Annotated in this window: 19 protein-coding genes and 1 rRNA gene; 17 read left to right on the top strand and 3 right to left on the bottom strand. The window is 72.0% G+C overall.

Translation table 11 applies throughout. The annotated features are described in order from the left end of the window. A 5S ribosomal RNA gene (gene rrf / locus AB0H93_RS41190) occupies positions 1 to 87 on the top strand; the annotation flags it as partial. Positions 88 to 288: 201 nt separating this feature from the next. On the opposite strand, the gene AB0H93_RS41195 is transcribed toward rrf, so the two are convergent. Beyond that, positions 289 to 1830 (bottom strand): hypothetical protein, encoded by a 1542-nt coding sequence (locus AB0H93_RS41195; protein ID WP_358581662.1) that lies wholly within the window; start codon positions 1828 to 1830, stop codon positions 289 to 291. 93 nt (positions 1831 to 1923) lie between these two features. Here AB0H93_RS41195 and AB0H93_RS41200 point away from each other — a divergent pair, with 93 nt between their 5' ends. The 16 genes from AB0H93_RS41200 to AB0H93_RS41275 all read left to right on the top strand — a co-directional run bounded on the left by AB0H93_RS41200 (position 1924) and on the right by AB0H93_RS41275 (position 17065). Continuing rightward, entirely contained in the window at positions 1924 to 2661 is a 738-nt protein-coding gene (locus AB0H93_RS41200) for a hypothetical protein (protein WP_358581665.1), read from the top strand. Next, a complete protein-coding gene (locus tag AB0H93_RS41205) occupies positions 2658 to 3668 on the top strand; it encodes an HAD-IIA family hydrolase (protein WP_358581668.1) in 1011 nt (336 codons plus the stop codon). The genes AB0H93_RS41200 and AB0H93_RS41205 overlap by 4 nt, the downstream gene beginning before the upstream one ends. A 96-nt stretch (positions 3669 to 3764) precedes the next feature. Continuing rightward, positions 3765 to 3995: a hypothetical protein gene (locus AB0H93_RS41210; RefSeq protein ID WP_207954763.1), complete on the top strand. Its 231-nt coding sequence runs from the start codon at positions 3765 to 3767 to the stop codon at positions 3993 to 3995. A gap of 5 nt (positions 3996 to 4000) precedes the next feature. Beyond that, the gene (locus tag AB0H93_RS41215; RefSeq protein WP_358581672.1) at positions 4001 to 4840 is read left to right on the top strand and encodes a TlyA family RNA methyltransferase; all 840 of its coding nucleotides are present in this window, start codon (positions 4001 to 4003) and stop codon (positions 4838 to 4840) included. A 4-nt stretch (positions 4841 to 4844) separates the two neighbouring features. Continuing rightward, positions 4845 to 5747: an NAD kinase gene (locus AB0H93_RS41220; protein ID WP_358581675.1), complete on the top strand. Its 903-nt coding sequence runs from the start codon at positions 4845 to 4847 to the stop codon at positions 5745 to 5747. Positions 5748 to 5854: 107 nt separating this feature from the next. After that, a complete protein-coding gene (gene recN, locus AB0H93_RS41225) occupies positions 5855 to 7666 on the top strand; it encodes a DNA repair protein RecN (protein ID WP_358581746.1) in 1812 nt (603 codons plus the stop codon). Between the two features lie 67 nt (positions 7667 to 7733). Then, positions 7734 to 8918, top strand: a complete 1185-nt coding sequence (steA, locus tag AB0H93_RS41230; RefSeq protein WP_358581678.1) for a putative cytokinetic ring protein SteA — start codon at positions 7734 to 7736, stop codon at positions 8916 to 8918. Beyond that, positions 8915 to 9853 carry a copper transporter gene (locus AB0H93_RS41235; RefSeq protein WP_358581681.1) on the top strand — a complete coding sequence of 313 codons (939 nt, stop codon included), beginning with the start codon at positions 8915 to 8917 and terminating at the stop codon, positions 9851 to 9853. The genes steA and AB0H93_RS41235 overlap by 4 nt, the downstream gene beginning before the upstream one ends. Positions 9854 to 10082: 229 nt before the next feature. Next, positions 10083 to 11789 (top strand): CTP synthase, encoded by a 1707-nt coding sequence (locus tag AB0H93_RS41240; RefSeq protein WP_358581684.1) that lies wholly within the window; start codon positions 10083 to 10085, stop codon positions 11787 to 11789. Between the two features lie 25 nt (positions 11790 to 11814). Then, positions 11815 to 12462, top strand: coding sequence for an NUDIX hydrolase (locus AB0H93_RS41245; RefSeq protein WP_358581687.1), 648 nt, complete (start codon positions 11815 to 11817; stop codon positions 12460 to 12462). Next, entirely contained in the window at positions 12459 to 13406 is a 948-nt protein-coding gene (locus AB0H93_RS41250) for a site-specific tyrosine recombinase XerD (protein ID WP_132493371.1), read from the top strand. The genes AB0H93_RS41245 and AB0H93_RS41250 overlap by 4 nt, the downstream gene beginning before the upstream one ends. 163 nt (positions 13407 to 13569) lie before the next feature. Continuing rightward, entirely contained in the window at positions 13570 to 14511 is a 942-nt protein-coding gene (locus AB0H93_RS41255; RefSeq protein ID WP_093277037.1) for a ParA family protein, read from the top strand. Then, the gene (locus tag AB0H93_RS41260; RefSeq protein WP_358581690.1) at positions 14508 to 14846 is read left to right on the top strand and encodes a hypothetical protein; all 339 of its coding nucleotides are present in this window, start codon (positions 14508 to 14510) and stop codon (positions 14844 to 14846) included. The genes AB0H93_RS41255 and AB0H93_RS41260 overlap by 4 nt, the downstream gene beginning before the upstream one ends. Further along, positions 14843 to 15694, top strand: a complete 852-nt coding sequence (locus tag AB0H93_RS41265; RefSeq protein WP_358581692.1) for a segregation/condensation protein A — start codon at positions 14843 to 14845, stop codon at positions 15692 to 15694. Before AB0H93_RS41260 ends, AB0H93_RS41265 begins: the two co-directional genes overlap by 4 nt. Positions 15695 to 15744: 50 nt before the next feature. Then, positions 15745 to 16311, top strand: a complete 567-nt coding sequence (gene scpB / locus AB0H93_RS41270; protein ID WP_358581748.1) for an SMC-Scp complex subunit ScpB — start codon at positions 15745 to 15747, stop codon at positions 16309 to 16311. After that, on the top strand, positions 16301 to 17065 hold the full coding sequence (locus AB0H93_RS41275; RefSeq protein WP_358581694.1) for a pseudouridine synthase: 765 nt from the start codon (positions 16301 to 16303) through the stop codon (positions 17063 to 17065). The genes scpB and AB0H93_RS41275 overlap by 11 nt, the downstream gene beginning before the upstream one ends. 140 nt (positions 17066 to 17205) lie before the next feature. Here the strand turns inward: AB0H93_RS41275 and AB0H93_RS41280 are convergent, their stop codons facing one another. Both AB0H93_RS41280 and AB0H93_RS41285 read right to left on the bottom strand, forming a co-directional pair. Beyond that, entirely contained in the window at positions 17206 to 18381 is a 1176-nt protein-coding gene (locus AB0H93_RS41280) for a cation:proton antiporter (protein ID WP_132493367.1), read from the bottom strand. A gap of 120 nt (positions 18382 to 18501) precedes the next feature. Continuing rightward, the gene (locus tag AB0H93_RS41285; RefSeq protein ID WP_132493366.1) at positions 18502 to 18984 is read right to left on the bottom strand and encodes a TrkA C-terminal domain-containing protein; all 483 of its coding nucleotides are present in this window, start codon (positions 18982 to 18984) and stop codon (positions 18502 to 18504) included. Between the last annotated feature and the right edge of the window lie 10 nt (positions 18985 to 18994).

The following is an 18994-nucleotide window of genomic DNA, read 5'->3' on the forward strand; positions in this document are numbered from 1 at the left end:
GGTCCCATTCCGAACCCGGTAGCTAAGCTCCCCAGCGCTGATGGTACTGCACTCGACAGGGTGTGGGAGAGTAAGACACCGCCGACACATTATTTAAAGGGGCCGACCGGACCCGTCCTTGGGGACGGATCTCCGGTCGGCCCCTTCTTTTTTGTCCGGGAGCCGTTGCTGCGCTGTTCGGGCGCCGCACGGTTCACACGAGTTGCCCCCGCTCACATCAGGGGTGCCACCCGCCGAGACCCGCCATCAGGTGGGACTACCCTGGTGGGAACTTCAGTATTTTCTGCTTCAGGAGGTTCGGTGTCCGGTTCCGACGACAGGAGCGGCGGTCCTCGCCGTGGGGCCGGTGCCGGCCGAGGCGGCCAGGGCGGCCGCGGAAACTTCGATCGGCGCGGTTCCCACGGCGGCCCCCGCCGGGACCGCGACGGTGGCGGCCCGCGCCGCTTCGGCGACCGCGACAACCGCGGTTACCGCAATGATCGCGACGACCGGAACCGGGACGACCGGGGCGGCCGCGACAACTTCGGCGCCGGCCGCGACCGCGACCGGCCCCACGGTCAGGGCGGGCGCCCCGGCGGCCACCGCGACGATCGCGGCGGTTTCCGCCGTGACTCCGACAACCGCGACAACCGCTTCCGCCGCGACGACCGTCGCGATGACCGTCCGCGCCGTGACGACCGAGGTGGTTTCCGTCGCGACGACCGCGACGACCGGCCGCGCCGTTTCAACGACCAGAACGGCCGAGACCGCGGCTTCGACCGCCGTGATGACCGCCCGCGTCGCGATGACCGCGGCGGTTTCCGCCGTGATGACCGTCGCGACGACAGGGGCGGTTTCCGGCGGGACGACCGTCGCGACGACCGTGGCGGCTTCCGCCGGGATGACAGGCGTGATGACCGCGGTGGCTTCCGCCGTGACGATCGCCCGCGTCGTGATGACTTCCGTCGCGACGACAGGGGACGTGACGACCGCCGCGACTTCCGGCGCGACGACCGCCGGGACGACCGCGGACAGGACGACCGCGGCCGCCGTGACGATCGCCCGCGTCGCGACAACTTCCGCCGCGACGACAGAGGCCGCGATGACCGCGACAACTTCCGCCGCGACGACCGAGGCCGCGATGACCGTGGCGGCTTCCGCCGCGACGACCGGGGCCGAGACGACCGCCCACGCCGTGACGACCGTGGAGATTTCCGCAAGGACGACCGCGGTGGGTTCCGCAAGGATGACCGCGGTGGATTCCGCAAGGACGACCGCGGTGGGTTCCGCAAGGACGACCGCGGTGGATTCCGCAAGGATGACCGCCGTGACGATCGGGGTGGCTTCCGCCGCGACGATCGTCGCGACGACCGCGGTGGCTTCCGCCGTGACGACCGGCCCGGGAAGCCCCGCTTCGACGACCGCCGCCGTGACGACCGCCCGCGTGACGACCGGCCCCGCGACGACCGGCCGCGTGACGACCGGCCGCGCCGCGACGACCGTCGTGATGACCGCCGGCGGGACGACCGGCCGCGTCCGCAGGGAGACCGGTTCGACCGCGACCGCGGCGGGCGCCCGGACCGGGACCGTCGTGGTGGGGACCACCGAGGCGGAGACCACCGAGGCGGAGACCGGCGGGGCGGACCCCGCGACGGTGGACGTCGGGACCAGGGTGGTTACCGGCACGACTCGCCGCGGGCCGAGTCCCGCGACGAGGCCGCCGTCGAGTCGACGCCGAGGCCGACGGAGCCCCAGCTGCCCGAGGGCCTGTCGCCCGGTGATCTCGACATCGAGATCCGCCGCGAGCTGCTGACGCTGCCCAAGGGCCTGGCCGACAACGTCGCGCTGCACCTGATCGCCGCCGGCCAGTTGATCGACTCGGAGCCGGAGCGCGCCCTGGAGCACGCGCGGTATGCCCGTCAGCGGGCACCGCGCATTCCTTCGGTGCGCGAGGGCAACGGCCTCGCCGCCTACCTGACGGGCGAGTGGAACGAGGCGCTTTCGGAGCTGCGCGCCGCCCGGCGGATGGCCGGCGGTCCCGGGCACCTGGCGATCATGGCCGACTGCGAGCGCGCGATGGGGCGCCCGGAGCGCGCCGTGGAGCTCAGCCGCAGCGAGGAGGCCACCCAGCTCGACCAGGAGGACTCGGTCGAGCTGCGCATCGTCGCCGCGGGTGCGCGCCGGGACCTCGGTGAGATCGAGGCGTCGGTGGTGAGCCTGCAGATCGCGGAGCTGGACCCGAAGCGCCAGGAGCCGTGGAGCGCGCGCCTGTTCTACGCCTACGCCGACAACCTGGCGGCGGCCGGACGGGAGCGGGAAGCCTTCACCTGGTTCGTGCACGCGGCCAACGCCGACGACGAGGACGAGACCGACGCCCCCGACCGCCTCGAGGAGCTCGCCGAGAAGCTGGGCGGCCCGGACGTGGTCGAGGAGCTCGTCACCGAGGCAGAGGCAGCCGAGATCGGCGACGACGATGACCTCGACGACGACGCTGCCGAGGTCGACGACGACTTCGACGAGCTCGACGAGAAGCTCGAAGAAGACGAAGAGGCCGATTCCGAAGCGGCCGTCGATGACAAGGCCGCCGACGGCGAAGCGGCGGATGACAAGACGGCGGATGACAAGGCGACCGAGCAGGACGCCGATGCCGACAACGCAGGAGGGGGCGCGCGAGCGCAGTGAGCGGCACGCTTCTCGACGGTCATGATGTCGTGCTGTTCGACCTCGACGGCACGGTGTTCCGCGGCGGTGAACTCGTCCCCGGTGCGCTGGAGGCGATCCAGGAAGTGCACCGCCGCGGCGTCCCGGTCCGCTACGTGACCAACAACGCGTCCAAGCCGGACCAGGCCGTGGCCGACCACCTCGTCGGCCTCGGCCTGGACGCGGACCGGACCGAGGTGAGCACCAGCGCCCAGGCCGGTGCCGCGATGCTGGCCGAGAAGCTGCCGCCGGGGTCGAAGGTGCTGGTCGTCGGTTCGCCCGCGCTGGTGTCCGAAGTGGACAAGGCGGGGCTGGTGCCGGTCCGCGAGTTCACCGACGAGCCGGTCGCGGTGGTGCAGGGGCTGTACACCGAGATCGGGTACCGCGACCTCACCGAGGCGTGCCTGGCGATCCGCGCCGGCGCGCTGTGGGTCTCCTGCAACGGCGACCGCACGCTGCCGACCGAGCGCGGCCTGGCGCCCGGGAACGGTGCGCTCGTCGCGCTCGTGCAGGCGGCCACCGATCAGGAACCGCTGGTGGCGGGCAAGCCCGAGCGGCCGCTGCTGGACCGCGCCGTCGCTTCCGCCGGGGCCGAGGCGCCGCTGATGGTCGGCGACCGGCTCGACACCGACATCGCGGGCGCGGTCAACGCCGCGATGCCTGTGCTCATGGTGCTGACCGGCGTCAGCACGGCGCGGGACCTGCTGGAAGCCACCGCCGACATGCGGCCCGGCTACGTCGGCGCGGATCTGCGCGCTCTGAACCAGTCGGCCGACGAGGTCGCGATCGGCGCACAGCCCGGGTGGCAGGTCAGCGTCGGCAGCGACTCGCTGGAACTGGCCGCGCAGGCCGGGGAACAGCCGGGCGATGCGATCTCGGCGCTCCGCGCGCTCTGCGCCGCGTGGTGGGCGGCGTCGTCGGGTCCGGTCGCCGTGCGCGGAGCCGACGAGCGCGCGCAGGATGCGTTGCGGGAACTGGGTTTGGCCTGACCGGCGCATGTCGCGGCGGCGTCGTCGGGGCGTTCCGCTAGCGTGGACGCGTCGCCGCTACAGCCATCGCGGCGTGATCGATGGGAGCAGGAGCGGATGACCTCTCCGTGGCAGCAGGCGCCGAACCCCGCGATGCTGGCGCGCCCGGCCGACGACGGTCAGCCGGCGGTCGACGCCATCGCGGCGGCGGTAGCCCGTCTCGACGAGGTGCGGGAACTGCCGGTCGCCGAGCACGTCGAACGGTTCGAGGCGGTGCACGCCGCGCTCACCGATGCGCTGTCGAAGGCGGACAACCTCCTCTCCGGAACGAGTGCACACAGGAGCTGACGGTAGTGCCACGCAAGGCGCGGTTGGATGCCGAACTGGTTCGTCGCGGGCTTGCCCGATCCCGTGAACACGCCGCGGAACTGGTCACCGCCGGGCGGGTGAGCGTGCGCGGCATGGTGGCCCGCAAGGCCGCGACCGCGGTCGAGATCGATGCCCCGGTGGTGGTCGCCGAGGACGTCGACGACCCGGGCTGGGCGTCGCGCGGCGCGTACAAGCTGGTGGGGGCGCTGGAGGCGTTCGAGCCGGCCGGGCTGACCGTCGCGGGCCGCCGTTGCCTGGACGCCGGCGCGTCCACCGGCGGGTTCACCGATGTGCTGCTGCGCCGCGAAGCGCGCGAGGTGGTGGCCGTCGACGTCGGTTACGGGCAGCTGGTCTGGAAGCTGCAGACCGATGAGCGGGTGCGGATCCACGACCGGACGAACGTGCGGTCGCTGACCCCGGAGGACATCGGCGGCCAGGTGGACCTGGTGGTGGCCGACCTGTCGTTCATCTCGCTGAAGCTGGTGCTGCCCGCGCTGGCCGCCTGCGCCACGCCGGAAGCCGATCTGGTGCCGATGATCAAACCGCAGTTCGAGGTGGGCAAGCAGCGGCTAGGCTCGGGTGGCGTGGTACGCGATCCCGAGCTGCGGGCGGAAGCGGTCCTCGAGGTCGTGCGGTTCGCCGCCGATCTGGGCCTCGGCCTGCGCGGTGTCGTGGCAAGCCCGTTGCCCGGTCCGTCGGGCAACGTCGAGTACTTCGCCTGGCTGCGGCCCGGCGCGAGCACCGATGCGGATGCGGCGGAGGCGCTCGTGTTGGACGCGGTCCGGCAGGGACCCCAGACTTCAGGCAAGAGCTCGCACCGTTGAAGGAGTGGAGTTGACCCGAGAGGTGCTGCTGGTGGTGCACACCGGCAGGCAGCACAACATGCGCACCGCGGAGAAGGTCGCCGGTCAGCTCATCGACGCGGGCCTGTGCGTGCGGGTGCTCGCGGAGGAGGCCCCGGAGCTCAGCTCCGACTGCTACCTCCGGGTGGTCGAGCCCGGCCCGGAGGCGGCCGCGGGCACGGAACTCGTCCTGGTGCTGGGCGGTGACGGGACGCTCCTGCGCGCAGCGGAAATCGCGCGACTGGCCGACGTGCCGGTCTTCGGGGTGAACCTCGGCCGGGTTGGCTTCCTGGCCGGGGCCGATTCCGACGCGCTCGACGAGGCGGTGGCCGCCGTCGTCGAGTCCCGCTACTACGTCGAGGAGCGGATGACCATCGAGGTCACCGCGAAGCTCGACGGCGAGGTCCTGGTCCGCACCTGGGCGCTGAACGAGGCGAGCGTCGAGAAGAGCAGCCGGGAGCGGATCCTGGACCTGGTCGTGGAGGTCGACGGCCACCCGGTGTCGGCGTTCGGCTGCGACGGCGTGCTGTGCTCCACCCCGACCGGTTCCACGGCGTACGCGTTCTCCGCGGGCGGCCCGGTCGTGTGGCCGGAGGTGCAGGCGCTGCTGGTCGTGCCGAGCAACGCGCACGCGCTGTTCGCCCGCCCGCTGGTGGTGTCGCAGAAGTCGTTGGTGGCGCTGGAGATCGACCAGCACGGCCACCACGCGGTGCTGTTCTGCGACGGTCAGCGGCAGTTCGACCTGCCGCCGGGCGCGCGGGTCGAGGTGGTCGCCGGGAGCACGCCGCTGCGCCTGGTGCGGCTGCACGACACGGCCTTCACCGATCGCCTGGTGCGCAAGTTCGAGCTCCCGGTCCAGGGCTGGCGCGGCCCGGCCACCGCCCGCTGATCCGCGGCGGCGCGCCTGCACAGCGGCACACGGCCACAATTTCAATTCATGCGCTGATCACCCCAGCGGGGCACCACTGCTCGGGGGATGCCGATAGGGTGCTTGATGTGTTGGCGGAGATGCGCATCCAGGGACTGGGCGTCATCGACGACGCCACGCTCGCACTGCATGCCGGCCTGACCGTGGTCACCGGTGAGACCGGCGCCGGTAAGACGATGGTGGTCACCGGGCTGCACCTGCTCGGTGGTGGTCGGGCCGATGCCTCGCGCGTCCGGTCCGGTGCGCAGCGTGCCGTCGTGGAGGGCCGGTTCCAGACGACGATCGACTCGCCGGCGGCCAAGGTCGCCGCCGATGCCGGGGCCGAACCCGACGACGACGGCAGCCTGATCGCGGTGCGGACCGTGACGGCCGACGGCCGGTCGCGAGCGCACCTCGGCGGCCGGTCGGTGCCCAACGCCGTGCTTTCCGAGCTGGCGGAGCAGGTGTTGGCCGTGCACGGCCAGAACGACCAGCTGCGGCTGCTGCGGTCCGGCGAGCAGCGCGCGGTGCTGGACCGGTTCGCCGGCGAGCCCGTGCTGCACGTGCTCGCCGACTACCAGCGGGTCCGCGCGGAGTGGGCCGAGGCGGTGCGGGAGCTGACCGAGCGCACCGAACGTTCGCGGGAGCTGGCCAGGGAAGCGGAGCTGCTGCGGCACGGGCTGGCCGAGATCGAGGCCGTCGCGCCGGAACCCGGCGAGGACGTCGCGCTGGTCGACGAGGCGCGGCGGCTCGCGGACGTCGACCAGCTCCGGGAGATCGCGACGGCGGCTCATCTGGCGCTCACCGGCGCGGTCGACGGCGACCCGGATGCGCCGGGCGCGATCGGCCTGGTCGGCGAGGCTCGGCGGCGTCTCGGCGGCGCCGAGGACCCGGCGCTGCGGGAGCTGGAGCCGCGGGTGGCCGAGGCCGTCGCGGTGCTGGCCGACGTGGGCGGCGAGCTCGGCGGCTACCTGGACCGGCTGGACGCCGACCCGGCCCGGCTGGAGCAGGTGCTGGCCCGGCAGGCCGAGCTGAAGCAGCTGATCAAGAAGTACGCCGCGGACGTCGACGGCGTGCTGGCGTGGGCCGACGAAGCGCGCAGCCGGCTGTCCGGGATGGACACCTCCGAGGAGGCGCTGGCGGCGCTGGCCGCGCGGCGCGACGAGCTCGCGGTGGAGCTCGCCGAGCACGCGGTCGCGGTGTCGGAGGCGCGGAAGGAAGCCGCGGTGGGACTCTCCGCGGCGGTTTCCGAGGAACTCGACGGGCTGGCGATGCCGCAGGCGCGGCTGGAGGTCGTCGTCGAGCCGAAGGAAGCCGATTCCGGCGACCCGAACGCGCTGCCCGTGCAGGGCCGGACCCTGCACGCCGGCCCGGACGGGGTCGACGAGGTCGAGCTGCAGCTGATCGCGCACTCCGGTGCGCCCGCGCTGCCGATCCACAAGGGAGCCTCGGGCGGTGAGCTGTCCCGGGTGATGCTGGCGCTGGAGGTCGTGCTCGCCGACGCGGACACGGTGCCGACGCTGGTCTTCGACGAGGTCGACGCCGGTGTCGGCGGGCGGGCCGCGGTGGAGATCGGGCGGCGGCTGGCACGCCTGGCCCGGACGCACCAGGTCGTGGTCGTCACCCACCTGCCGCAGGTCGCCGCCTACGCCGACCGCCACCTGGTGGTGGACAAGGGCGCCGCGGACGGCGGGCTGACCCGCAGCGACGTGCGGGTCGTCGCCGACGAGCGGCGGGTCGTCGAGCTGGCGCGGATGCTGGCCGGGATGGATTCCACGGAGACCGGCCGGGCCCACGCGGAGGAGCTCCTGGACACCGCGACGGCCTACAAGCTGGCGCAGGCCCGCTTCCGGCGGCGCGGCAAGGCGGCTCCCAAGAAGCGGGAACGCAGCGGCAAGTAGGCCGTTCGGCCCAACGGCATCGGCGTGGCGTACCAACAACAGGTGATCGATTTGTCACCATCGGTGCATGAAACTCAGCGGTCTGCTTGCCCGTCAGCAGGAAAGCCTGCCCGGTGTGGTCGGGATCGCCAGGGTGGAGCGGCGCCCGGGTGATGTGCTGCGCCGGGTCCGGTCCGGCGACATCGCGGTGATCGACCACGCGGACCTGGACCGGCGCACGGCCGAAGCGCTGGTCTCGGCCGGGGTGATCGGGGTGGTCAACGCCGCCCCGTCGATCTCCGGGCGCTACCCGAACCTCGGGCCGGAGGTGCTGCTGTCGGCAGGCATCGCGCTGGTCGACGGGGTCGGCCCGGAGGTCGCGCACCGGATCAAGGACGGCGCGAAGATCCGGCTGCACGAGGGCGGCGTGTTCGTCGGGGAGCGGGAGGTCGGGCGCGGGACCTCGCAGGACGCCAACTCCGTCGCCGACTTGCTCATCGAGGCGAAGGCCGGGATGTCGACGCAGCTGGAGGCGTTCTCGGCGAACACCATCGAGTTCCTGCGCAAGGAGCGGACGCTGATCCTCGACGGCATCGGCGTGCCCGAGCTCGGCATCTCGATGGAGGGGCGCCAGGTGCTCGTGGTGGCGCCGGGCTACGGCCACGCCGACGACCTGCAGCGGCTGAAGAAGTACATCCGCGAGTACCGGCCGGTGCTGATCGGGGTGGAGGGCGGCGCCGAGACGCTGCGCAAGGCCGGGTACAAGCCGGACGTCATCGTCGGCGACCCGGACACCATCGCCACCGCCACCCTCAAGTGCGGCGCGGAGCTCGTGATCCCGGCGCATCTCGACGGGCACGCGCCCGGTCTGGAGCGCATACAGGACCTGGGGATCGGCGCGGTGACGTTCCCGGCGTCCGGAAACCCGGAGGACCTGGCGCTGCTGCTCGCCGACGCGCACAAGGCGAGCCTGGTGATCACGGTCGGGTTCCACGCGACGCTGGGCGAATTCCTCGACCGCGGGCGTTCCGGCTCGAACCCGTCGACGTTCCTCACCCGGCTCCGGTTGGGCAGCAAGGTCATCGACGGGGCCGCGGTGGCGACGCTGCAGCGCAGCCGGACGCCGGTCGGCGCGATCGTGCTGCTGGTCCTCGCGGTGCTGCTGGTGGCCGCCGTGGCGCTGGTGGTCTCCGGGCTGGGCACCGCGTTCGTGGGGCTGGTCGCCGACACCGCTGAGTCCGTCTTCGCTTATCTCAAGGGGCTTTTCTCGTGATCTCGTTGCGGTACCACATCGTGTCGATCGCCGCAGTCTTCCTGGCGCTGGCCGTGGGCGTCCTCGTCGGCTCCACGTCCCTCAGCGGCCGGCTGCTGGCGGGCGTCGGCGACGAGCAGCGGTCCCTGCAGGCGCAGGTCGACGACCTCAACGCCGAGCGGACGACGCTCAAGGCGCAGGTCGCGGCCGCGGACACGTTCGGCTCCGCGGTCGGGCCGATGGCCGTGCAGGGCCAGCTGGCGCAGCGCAGCGTCGTGCTGATCACCTCCGACGACGCCGACGACCAGCAGCGCGACGCGGTCGGGCAGCTGCTGCGCGCGGCGGGTGCGGACGTCACCGGCGAGGTGCGGCTGGGCGAGTCGTTCGCCGACCCGGGTCGGGCGGACCAGTTGCGCCGCGTGGTCACCGAGCTGCTGCCCGCCGGGGTGCAGCTGCCCACAGCGGCGGATCCCGGCACCATGGCCGGTGGCCTGATCGGGCCGCTGGCGCTGCTGAACCCGCAGAGCGGGCAGCCGCAGACCGGCGACCAGGAGCGGGCGGCGGCGTTCGCGGGCCTGGCCGGCGGCGGCTTCGCGACCGCCTCGCCGGGCCTGCGGCCCGCGCAGCTCGCCGTGGTGCTCACCGGCGGCCGGATCGAGAGCGACCGGGCGGGCGACAAGGCCGCGACGCTGGCCCGCTTCGCGGCGCAGCTCGACCGCGTGGGCCAGGGCGCGGTGCTCGCCGGTGGCGCGGGCTCGGCGGACGGGACCGGGCCGGTCGGCGTCGTGCGCGCGGATCCGGCGCTGGCGTCGTCGTTGTCCACGGTGGACAACCTGGACAGCGCCTCGGGGCGGGTGGCGATCGTGCTGGCGTTGCGGGAGCAGGCCGAGCGGCAGGCCGGGCACTACGGCGTCGCGAGCAGCGCGCAGGGTCCGGTGCCGGAGACCCGCGGCTAGTGTTGATGCTCACCGTGGCGGCCCACCGCGGCGGATGCGGGCGGTGACCGGCGGGTAGGCCGCCGGATGGCGGTTGACCTGGCCGGTCGCCTCGACGCCGTGCGGCGGGTCTCGGTGCACGGCCCTCGTGGTCGTGCGTTAGGCTGGAATTCCGTGGGAGCGACGGATCCAGCCGTCCTGCCAGTGCAGAAATCCAGCCAGGCGACGGCTTGACCACGGGGAGCTTTTGTTGGTGCCGCAAGCACGCACGATCAAGCACGTTTTCGTCACGGGGGGCGTGGCCTCCTCGTTGGGTAAGGGGCTCACGGCATCCAGCCTGGGCGAACTGCTGACCTCCCGCGGCCTGCGGGTGACCATGCAGAAGCTCGACCCGTACCTGAACGTCGATCCGGGAACGATGAACCCGTTCCAGCACGGTGAGGTGTTCGTGACCGAGGACGGCGCCGAGACCGACCTCGACATCGGGCACTACGAGCGGTTCCTGGACCGCGACCTGACCCGCAACGCCAACGTGACGACCGGCCAGGTGTACTCGGCGGTCATCGCCAAGGAGCGCCGCGGCGAGTACCTGGGCGACACGGTGCAGGTGATCCCGCACATCACCGACCAGATCAAGGCCCGGATCCGGGCGATGGCCGAGCCGGACGAGGACGGCCGCACGCCGGACGTGGTGATCACCGAGGTCGGCGGCACGGTCGGCGACATCGAGTCGCTGCCGTTCCTGGAGGCCTGCCGGCAGGTCCGGCACGACGTCGGCCGGGACAACTGCTTCTTCCTGCACGTGTCGCTGGTGCCGTTCCTGGCGCCCTCGGGCGAGCTGAAGACCAAGCCGACGCAGCACTCGGTGGCGGCGCTGCGCAACATCGGCATCCAGCCCGACGCGCTGGTGTGCCGGGCGGACCGGGACCTGCCGGAGGACCTCAAGCGCAAGATCGCGCTGATGTGCGACGTGGACTCGGACGGCGTGGTGGCCTGCCCGGACGCGCCGTCGATCTACGACATCCCGCGGGTGCTGCACGGCGAGGGCCTGGACGCCTACCTGGTGCGGCGGCTCGGGCTGCCGTTCCGCGACGTCGACTGGTCGGTGTGGGGCGACCTGCTGGACCGGGTGCACAACCCGTCGGAGCGGGTGCGGATCGCGCTGGTCGGCAAGTACGTCGACCTGCCCGACGCCTACCTGTCGGTCACCGAGGCGCTGCGCGCCGGTGGGTTCGCGCACCGGGCGAAGGTGGAGATCTCCTGGGTCGGCTCGGACACCTGCGAGACCGACGCGGGTGCGGCGCAGGCGCTGTCCGGGATGGACGGCGTGCTGATCCCGGGCGGCTTCGGCGTGCGCGGCATCGAGGGCAAGCTCGGCGCGATCCGCTACGCGCGGACCAACGGCATCCCGCTGCTGGGCCTGTGCCTGGGTCTGCAGTGCATGGTGATCGAGGCGGCGCGTTCGCTGGCCGGTCTGGAGCGGGCCAACTCCACGGAGTTCGAGGAGCCCGCCAAGCACCCGGTCATCAGCACGATGGCCGACCAGCACGACGTGATCTCCGGTGACCGGGACATGGGCGGCACCATGCGGCTCGGTTCGTACCCGGCGAAGCTGCAGGAGGGCTCGATCGTCGCCGAGGCGTACGGCTCCACCGAGGTGGCCGAGCGCCACCGGCACCGCTACGAGGTGAACAACTCCTACCGGGACCGGCTGGGCAAGGCGGGCGTGGTGTTCTCGGGCACCTCACCGGACGACCGGCTGGTGGAGTTCGTCGAGCTGCCGCGCGAGGTGCACCCGTTCTTCGTGGGCACCCAGGCGCACCCGGAGCTCAAGAGCCGTCCCACCCGCCCGCACCCGCTGTTCGCGGCGTTCGTGAAGGCGGCCCTGGACTACCGCGCCGCGGAACGGCTGCCGGTGGAGCTGGAGCCCGTCCAGGAGCCGGCGCCCAGTGCGTGATCTTCGTTCGCTCTAAAGTGGCGGCGTGGACACGACGGAGCAAGGTGTCGCGCGCACCGGCGGCGAGCACGAATTCACCACCCTGGCCAGCGAGGACGTTTACGTGGGGAAGATCCTCGCGTTGCGGGCCGACGAGGTCGGGATGCCCGGCGGCGGGCACGCGCGCCGCGAGGTCGTCGAGCACCTCGGGGCGGTCGCGGTGGTGGCGGTGGACGAGCACGACCAGGTCGTGCTGATCCACCAGTACCGGTATCCGCTCGGCCGGCGGCTCTGGGAGCTGCCGGCCGGGCTGCTGGACGTGGCGGGCGAGGAGCCGGTGCGCACGGCGCAGCGGGAGCTCGCCGAGGAGGCGGGGCTCGCGGCGCGGGACTGGTCGGTGCTGGTCGACGTCGCCACCTCGCCGGGCTTCACCGACGAGTGCATCCGGGTGTTCCTGGCCACCGGACTGTCCGATGTGGATCGTCCGGCAGCGGTCGGGGACGAGGAAGCGGACCTGGTGATCCGGCGCTTCCCGCTGGCCGAGGCGGTGCGGATGGCGCTGGCCGGGGAGATCGTCAACGGTCCCGGTGTGGCCGGGCTGCTCGCCGCCCAGGCGGTCCGCGACGGCCGGGGGCAGCCGCGCCCGGTGGACGCCGAATGGCCGGACCGGCCCCAGCGCTTCGCCGCCCGGTGAGGGGTTTCGAGGAGCTGCCGCCGGACCTGCGCGGGGCGATCACCGGATACCTCGACCACCTCGCCGTCGAGCGCGGCACCGCCCGCAGCACCCTCGACTCCTACGCCAGGGATCTGCGCCGGTACGCCGAATTCCTGGTCGGGGAGGGGATTTCCGGGCTCGCCGAGGTGCGCTCGGAACACCTGTCCGGATTCCTGGCCGAGCTGCGGGAAGGCACCGAGCAGCGGCCCGCGCTCGCACCTTCGTCCTCGGCGCGGGCCCTGGTCGCCGCCCGCGGGCTGCACCGGTTCGCACATGCCGAAGGGCAGCTGGCGGTCGACGTCGCGCGCGAGGTCGCGCCGCCGAGCCTGCCCAAGCGGCTGCCGAAGGCGCTGCCCATCGACGACGTCGGGAAGCTGCTCGACCACGCCGGTGGCGACGACGCCCGGGGCATGCGGGACCGGGCGCTGCTGGAGCTGCTGTACTCGACGGGGGCGCGGATCTCCGAAGCGGTCGGGCTGGACCTCGACGACATCGACGGCACCAACCGCACGGTCCTGCTGGACGGCAAGGGCGGCCGCCAGCGGCTGGTGCCCATCGGCCGGCCGGCGCTGGCGGCGCTGGACGCGTACCTGGTGCGCGCCCGGCCCGGCCTGGCGGCGCGCGGGCGCGGAACCGCCGCGGTGTTCCTCAATTCGCGCGGAACCCGGCTGTCCCGGCAAAGCGCGTGGAACGCGTTGAAGATCGCCGCGCAGCGCGCCGGCATCGGCGGCTCGGTTTCGCCGCACGTGCTGCGGCACTCCTTCGCCACGCACCTCGTGGAGGGCGGCGCCGACGTCCGCGTGGTGCAGGAACTGCTGGGCCACGCCTCGGTCACGACGACGCAGGTCTACACCTTGATCACGGTCAACACGCTGCGGGAGGTCTACGCGACGGCCCATCCGCGCGCACACGCTTCGGAGTGAGTTGGTGACCCTGCGAATGCGGGCTAGCGGCGCAGGGGGTAGACGTTGATCACACGGAGATCACAGGGAACTTCCGATACGTCGGCGAGGCGCGTTGCCGCTGGTAACGAATGCCACTTAGGCTGCGTTTGATCGCCACCGGCACCAAAGGAGTCAGATCGCCATGTCGCTACCGCAGCCCGCCGCCGAAGGGCGGCCCAGGGGCGCGGTCGACCTGAGCATCGCCCCGGAGACGACGGGTCGTGCGGAGGACGTCGGCCTGGCGCCGAATCCGCGCGGTCTCGGTCCGACTGGCCGGCCACGTCGGCACATCCCGGAGCCGCCGCTGCTGGACCGGCACGGTCCCGCGTCGGTGCTCGCGATGTGCAACCAGAAGGGCGGCGTCGGGAAGACCACGTCGACGATCAACCTCGGCGCAGCGCTGGCGGAGTACGGGCGCCGGGTGCTGCTGGTGGATTTCGATCCGCAGGGCGCGCTCTCGGTCGGCCTCGGGGTCCAGCCGCACCAGCTCGACCAGACCATCTACAACGTGATCATGGAGCGCCCGGTCTCCGTCCAGGACGTGGTGCGGCAGACCAGCGTCGAGGGCATGGACCTGCTGCCCAGCAACATCGACCTCTCCGCGGCCGAGGTGCAGCTGGTCGCCGAGGTGGGCCGGGAGCAGACCCTGCACCGGGTGCTGCAGCCGGCGCTGGGGGAGTACGACTACGTGCTGGTGGACTGCCAGCCGTCGCTGGGCCTGCTGACGGTGAACGCGCTGGCCGCGGCGGACGGCGTGATAATCCCGTTGGAGTGCGAGTTCTTCAGCCTGCGCGGCGTGGCGCTGCTGATCGACACCATCGAGAAGGTCCGGGAGCGGCTGAACCCGAAGCTGGAGATCAGCGGCATCCTGGCGACCATGTTCGACCCGCGCACGCTGCACTCCCGCGAGGTGATGGCGCGCGTCGTGGAGGCGTTCGGCGACATCGTCTTCGACGCCGTGATCAACCGGACGGTGCGGTTCCCGGAGACCACCGTGGCCGGCGAGCCGATCACCCGTTGGGCGCCCCGCTCGGCCGGCGCGCAGGCGTACCGGGAGCTGGCGCGCGAGGTGATCGCCCGATGACGCGGCGGGTCGCCCTGCCCGGCGCGGCCGAACTCTTCCGTACTACTGTTCCTCGGACGGATCAGGCGGAGCCGCCGGAGCCGGCGCCAGCGCAGCCCGCGGCTGGGCGGTCCGGTACGGGTCGGCGCAAGCACGATTCGAAGATCACCGTGTACGTGTCCGACGAGGAGTTGCTGGGCTTGGAGCAGGCGCGGCTGGCATTGCGGGCCGACCACGGCATCGCCGTGGACCGGGGCCGGGTGGTGCGGGAGGCGGTTGCGGTGGTGCTCGCCGACCTCGACCGCAACGGCGCGGACTCGGTGCTGGTCCGGCGCCTCCAGGAGCCCGGCGAGTGACAGACCCCGCGGTACCGGAGGAACGGTCCAGCGAGGACTCCGGCGCGAGCGGCCGGTTCACGGTGCGGCTGGAGAACTTCGAAGGCCCCTTCGACCTGCTGCTGCAGCTGATCTCGCAGCACCAGCTGGACGTCACCGAGGTGGCGCTGCACAAGGTCACCGACGAGTTCATCGCCTACACCAAGGCGCTCGGCGAGCAGTGGGACCTGGACGAGACCACCGAATTCCTGGTGATCGCCGCGACCCTGCTGGACCTGAAGGCGGCGCGGCTGCTGCCCTCCGCGGAGGTGGAGGACGAGGCCGACCTGGCGCTGCTGGAGGCCCGCGACCTGCTCTTCGCCCGGCTGCTGCAGTACCGCGCCTACAAGCAGGTCGCCGCGTTGTTCGGCGAGTTGGAGGCCGGGGCGTTGCGGCGCTACCCGCGCTCGGTGTCGGTGGAGGAGCGGTTCGCGAACCTGCTGCCGGAGGTGCAGATCGGGGTCTCGCCGCAGCGGTTCGCCGAGGTCGCGGCCGCGGTGTTCCGGCCGAAGCCGCCGCCGACCGTTTCGCTGGACCACATCCACCAGCACGGCGTTTCGGTGCGCGAGCACGCGGCGCTGCTGCGGGTGCGGCTGGCGGAGAAGGGCAGTGCGACGTTCGGGGAGCTCGTGTCGGACTGCGGGCACACCGTCGAGGTGGTGGCCCGGTTCCTGGCCCTGCTGGAGCTCTACCGGGAGAAGGTCTTGCAGTTCGAGCAGGAGAGCCCGCTGGGCGAGCTGCTCGTGCGCTGGGTGGGCGGCAGCGTGGCGGAGGCGCAGGTCGAAGCCGATGCGCAGCGCGCCAGCCAGGAGGAAGAGGAGTACGGGTGACGGCAGTGAACGACGAGAGCCCCGAGGCGCCCGCGGCAGAGGCCGAGGCGGTGGAGACGGCGGGTGTGCCGGACCTGACCTCCGACAGCGCGCTGGATGCCGCGTTGGAGGCGCTGCTGCTCGTGGTGGACGTGCCGGCGGGCGAGGAGCTGCTGGCCGACACGCTGGAGCAGCCGGTGGCCCGGATCCGGGTTGCGCTGCGGCGGCTCTCCGACGGTTACGCCGATGCCGAGCGGGGCATTGACCTGCGGCGAGTCGGGGACGGTTGGCGGTTCTACACGCGGGATGCGTACGCGCCGTACGTGGAGCGGTACCTGCTGGACGGGCAGCGCTCGAAGCTGACGCGCGCCGCGCTGGAGACGCTCGCGGTGATCTCCTACCGGCAGCCCGTGACGCGTTCGCGGGTCGCGGCAGTACGGGGTGTGAACGTCGATGGCGTCATCCGTACCCTGGTGGGGCGCGGCCTTATCGAAGAGGCCGGAACCGACCCGGAGACGGGCGGCATCCTGTACTGCACGACCGAGCTGTTCCTGGAGCGGCTGGGGCTGTCGTCGCTGAAGGAGTTGCCGCCGCTCGCCCCCTTGTTGCCCGAAGTGGATTCGATTGATGACGTCTGAGCACCGTTCCCCGTCCAGCAAAGCCGATTCCGAAGGCGTGCGGCTGCAGAAAGTGTTGTCCCAGGCCGGGGTGGCGTCGCGGCGCGCGGCCGAGGAGATGATCGTCGAGGGTCGGATCGAGGTCGACGGCGAGCTCGTCACCGAGCTGGGACGGCGCGTCAACCCGGCGACCGCGGTGATCCACGTGGACGGCAACCGGGTGATGGTCAACGACGACCTGACGCACCTGCTGCTGAACAAGCCGACCGGCATCCTGTGCACCATGTCGGACGACAAGGGGCGCCCGTGCATCGGTGACTACCTGCGGGAACGCCAGGGCAAGCTGTTCCACGTGGGCCGGCTGGACCAGGACACCGAGGGCCTGCTGCTGATCACCAACGACGGGGAGCTGGCGAACCGGCTGATGCACCCGAAGTACAAGGTGCGCAAGACCTACCTGGCCGAGGTGCTCGGGTCGGTCCCGAAGGACCTGGGGCAGCGGCTGCGCGACGGCGTGGAGCTGGAGGACGGCCCGGTGAAGGTGGACCGGTTCAAGCTGGTCGACACGAACCAGAACCGGTCCCTGGTGGAGATCGTGCTGCACGAGGGCCGGAACCGGATCGTGCGGCGGCTGCTCAAGCACGTCGGCCTCCCGGTGCAGCGCCTGGTGCGGACGCGGATCGGCGACGTGCGGCTGACCAGCGAGCGCCCGGGCGCGATCCGGCCGCTGAACCGGCAGGAGATCGGCTCGCTGTACCGGGCCGTCGGCCTCTGACGTTCCTCGGATCCTGTCTCGCGTCGGCGGGACCGGATCCGGCGTGTCTACAGCGTTAATGACTTCAGTACTGAATGAAATTAAACGTCCGGACGAGAGCCTTCGGCCGACCCGCTCGGGACCGGCCGAAGGCTCTTCGTTCAGGCCTTCTTGACCTGGCGGGGGAGGAAGAGCCGGGCCACCGGCTCGACGACCCGGGCCGCCACCGGTCCGAGGATCGCCATCAGCAGCACGTAGGCCGTGGCCAGCGCCGCGAGCTCGCCCGGCACCGCGCCGGAGGCGACCGCCAGGCCGGCGATGACGATGGAGAACTCGCCGCGGGCGACCAGCGCGGCGCCGGCCCGCAAGCGGCCCATCTTGCCCACGCCCTGCATCCGGGCGGCGAACCAGCCGGTGATCACCTTCGTCGCCACGGTCGCCACCGCCAGCAGCAGCGCGATCGGCAGCACCGGCGGGATCTGGCTGGGGTCGGTGTTCAGGCCGAACACGACGAAGAACAGCGCGGCGAACAGGTCGCGGAGCGGCTCCAGCATCCGGGTCGCGTTCGCCGCCGTGGACCCGGAGATCGCGATGCCCAGCAGGAACGAGCCGACCGCCGCTGAGACCTGCAGCTCCGAGGCGATGCCCGCGACCAGCAGCGCCGAACCCAGCAGGCGCAGCAGGAAGACCTCCGGATCGGGGCTGTCGATCAGGGCCGAGACGTACTTGCCGAACTTCAGCGCGACGACCAGCACCAGGGTGATCACGACCAGCGAGACCCCGACCGCGGTGAGGCCGCCGAGGAAGCTGACGCCGGCCAGCACGGCGGTCAGGATCGGCAGGTAGACGGCCATCGCCAGGTCTTCGAAGACCAGGATCGACAGGATCACCGGCGTTTCCCGGTTGCCGAGCCGGCCCAGGTCGCCGAGCACCTTCGCGACGATGCCGGAGGAGGAGATGTAGGTGACACCGGCCATGGTGAGCGCCCCGAGCGGGCCCCAGCCCAGCAGCAGCGCCACCAGCGCGCCGGGCACCGCGTTCAGCACGATGTCGACGATGCCGGCCAGCCAGGAGCGGCGTAAGCCGGTGACGAGCTCACCCGCGGAGTACTCCAGGCCCAGCAGCAACAGCAGCAGGACCACGCCGATCTCGGATGCCAGGTGGGTGAACGGCTCGATGCCGTGAAGCGGGACGAGGCCGCCTGTGCCGAAGGCCAGCCCACCCAGCAGGTAGAGCGGGATCGGTGACACCCCGATTTTCCATGCGAGTCTCCCGAGGATGCCCAGACCGAAGAAAACCGCACCCAGCTCTATTAGGGAGATCGCCGTGTCGTGCACCGTGTTTCCTCTCGCGTGTTCCCTGCGTATGGAGTTGTTAGGGGTTCGGCACGCGTTGGACCGCCGTTGGTGACGCGTGTCCCGGTCCGGTGGCCGGGAAAGTGTGCGGAGCGGGCTGGATCAGCCCTTTTCCAGGATTTCGCTGGCTGCGCGCAGCCCCTTCGAGGTGCCCACGACGACCACCAGGTCGCCGGCGGCGAACACGAAGTCCGGTCGCGGCGAGGGATGCACGGTGCCGTCCCGGACGACGGCGACGATCGACACCGAGGTGCGGGTGCGCATCTCGGTGTCGCCGAGGGTCCGGCCGTCGTACGGGGAGCCCTGGGCGACGGACAGCTGCCAGGTGGTGATCCCGGCGACCTCGCTCTGCTGCTCGTTGAGCTGCGCGACCAGCTGCGGGGCGCCCAGCAGGTTGGCCAGCGTGCTGGTCTCGGTGGTGGTCAGCGCGACCGAGGCGGCCACCTTGTCCGGGTCCTCGTGGTCGGAGACGATCAGCTCGAACCGGCCGTCGCGGTAGGTGATCACGCCGATGCGGTGGCCGGAGCGGGTCGTGAAGTCCTGCTGCGTGCCGAGCCCCGGCAAGGGGGTCACTGTTACGTCCACGTCCAAGACT

The sequence above is a fragment of the Saccharopolyspora sp. NPDC050642 genome (genome assembly GCF_040654735.1).
In the GTDB taxonomy this organism is placed as follows: domain Bacteria; phylum Actinomycetota; class Actinomycetes; order Mycobacteriales; family Pseudonocardiaceae; genus Saccharopolyspora; species Saccharopolyspora elongata.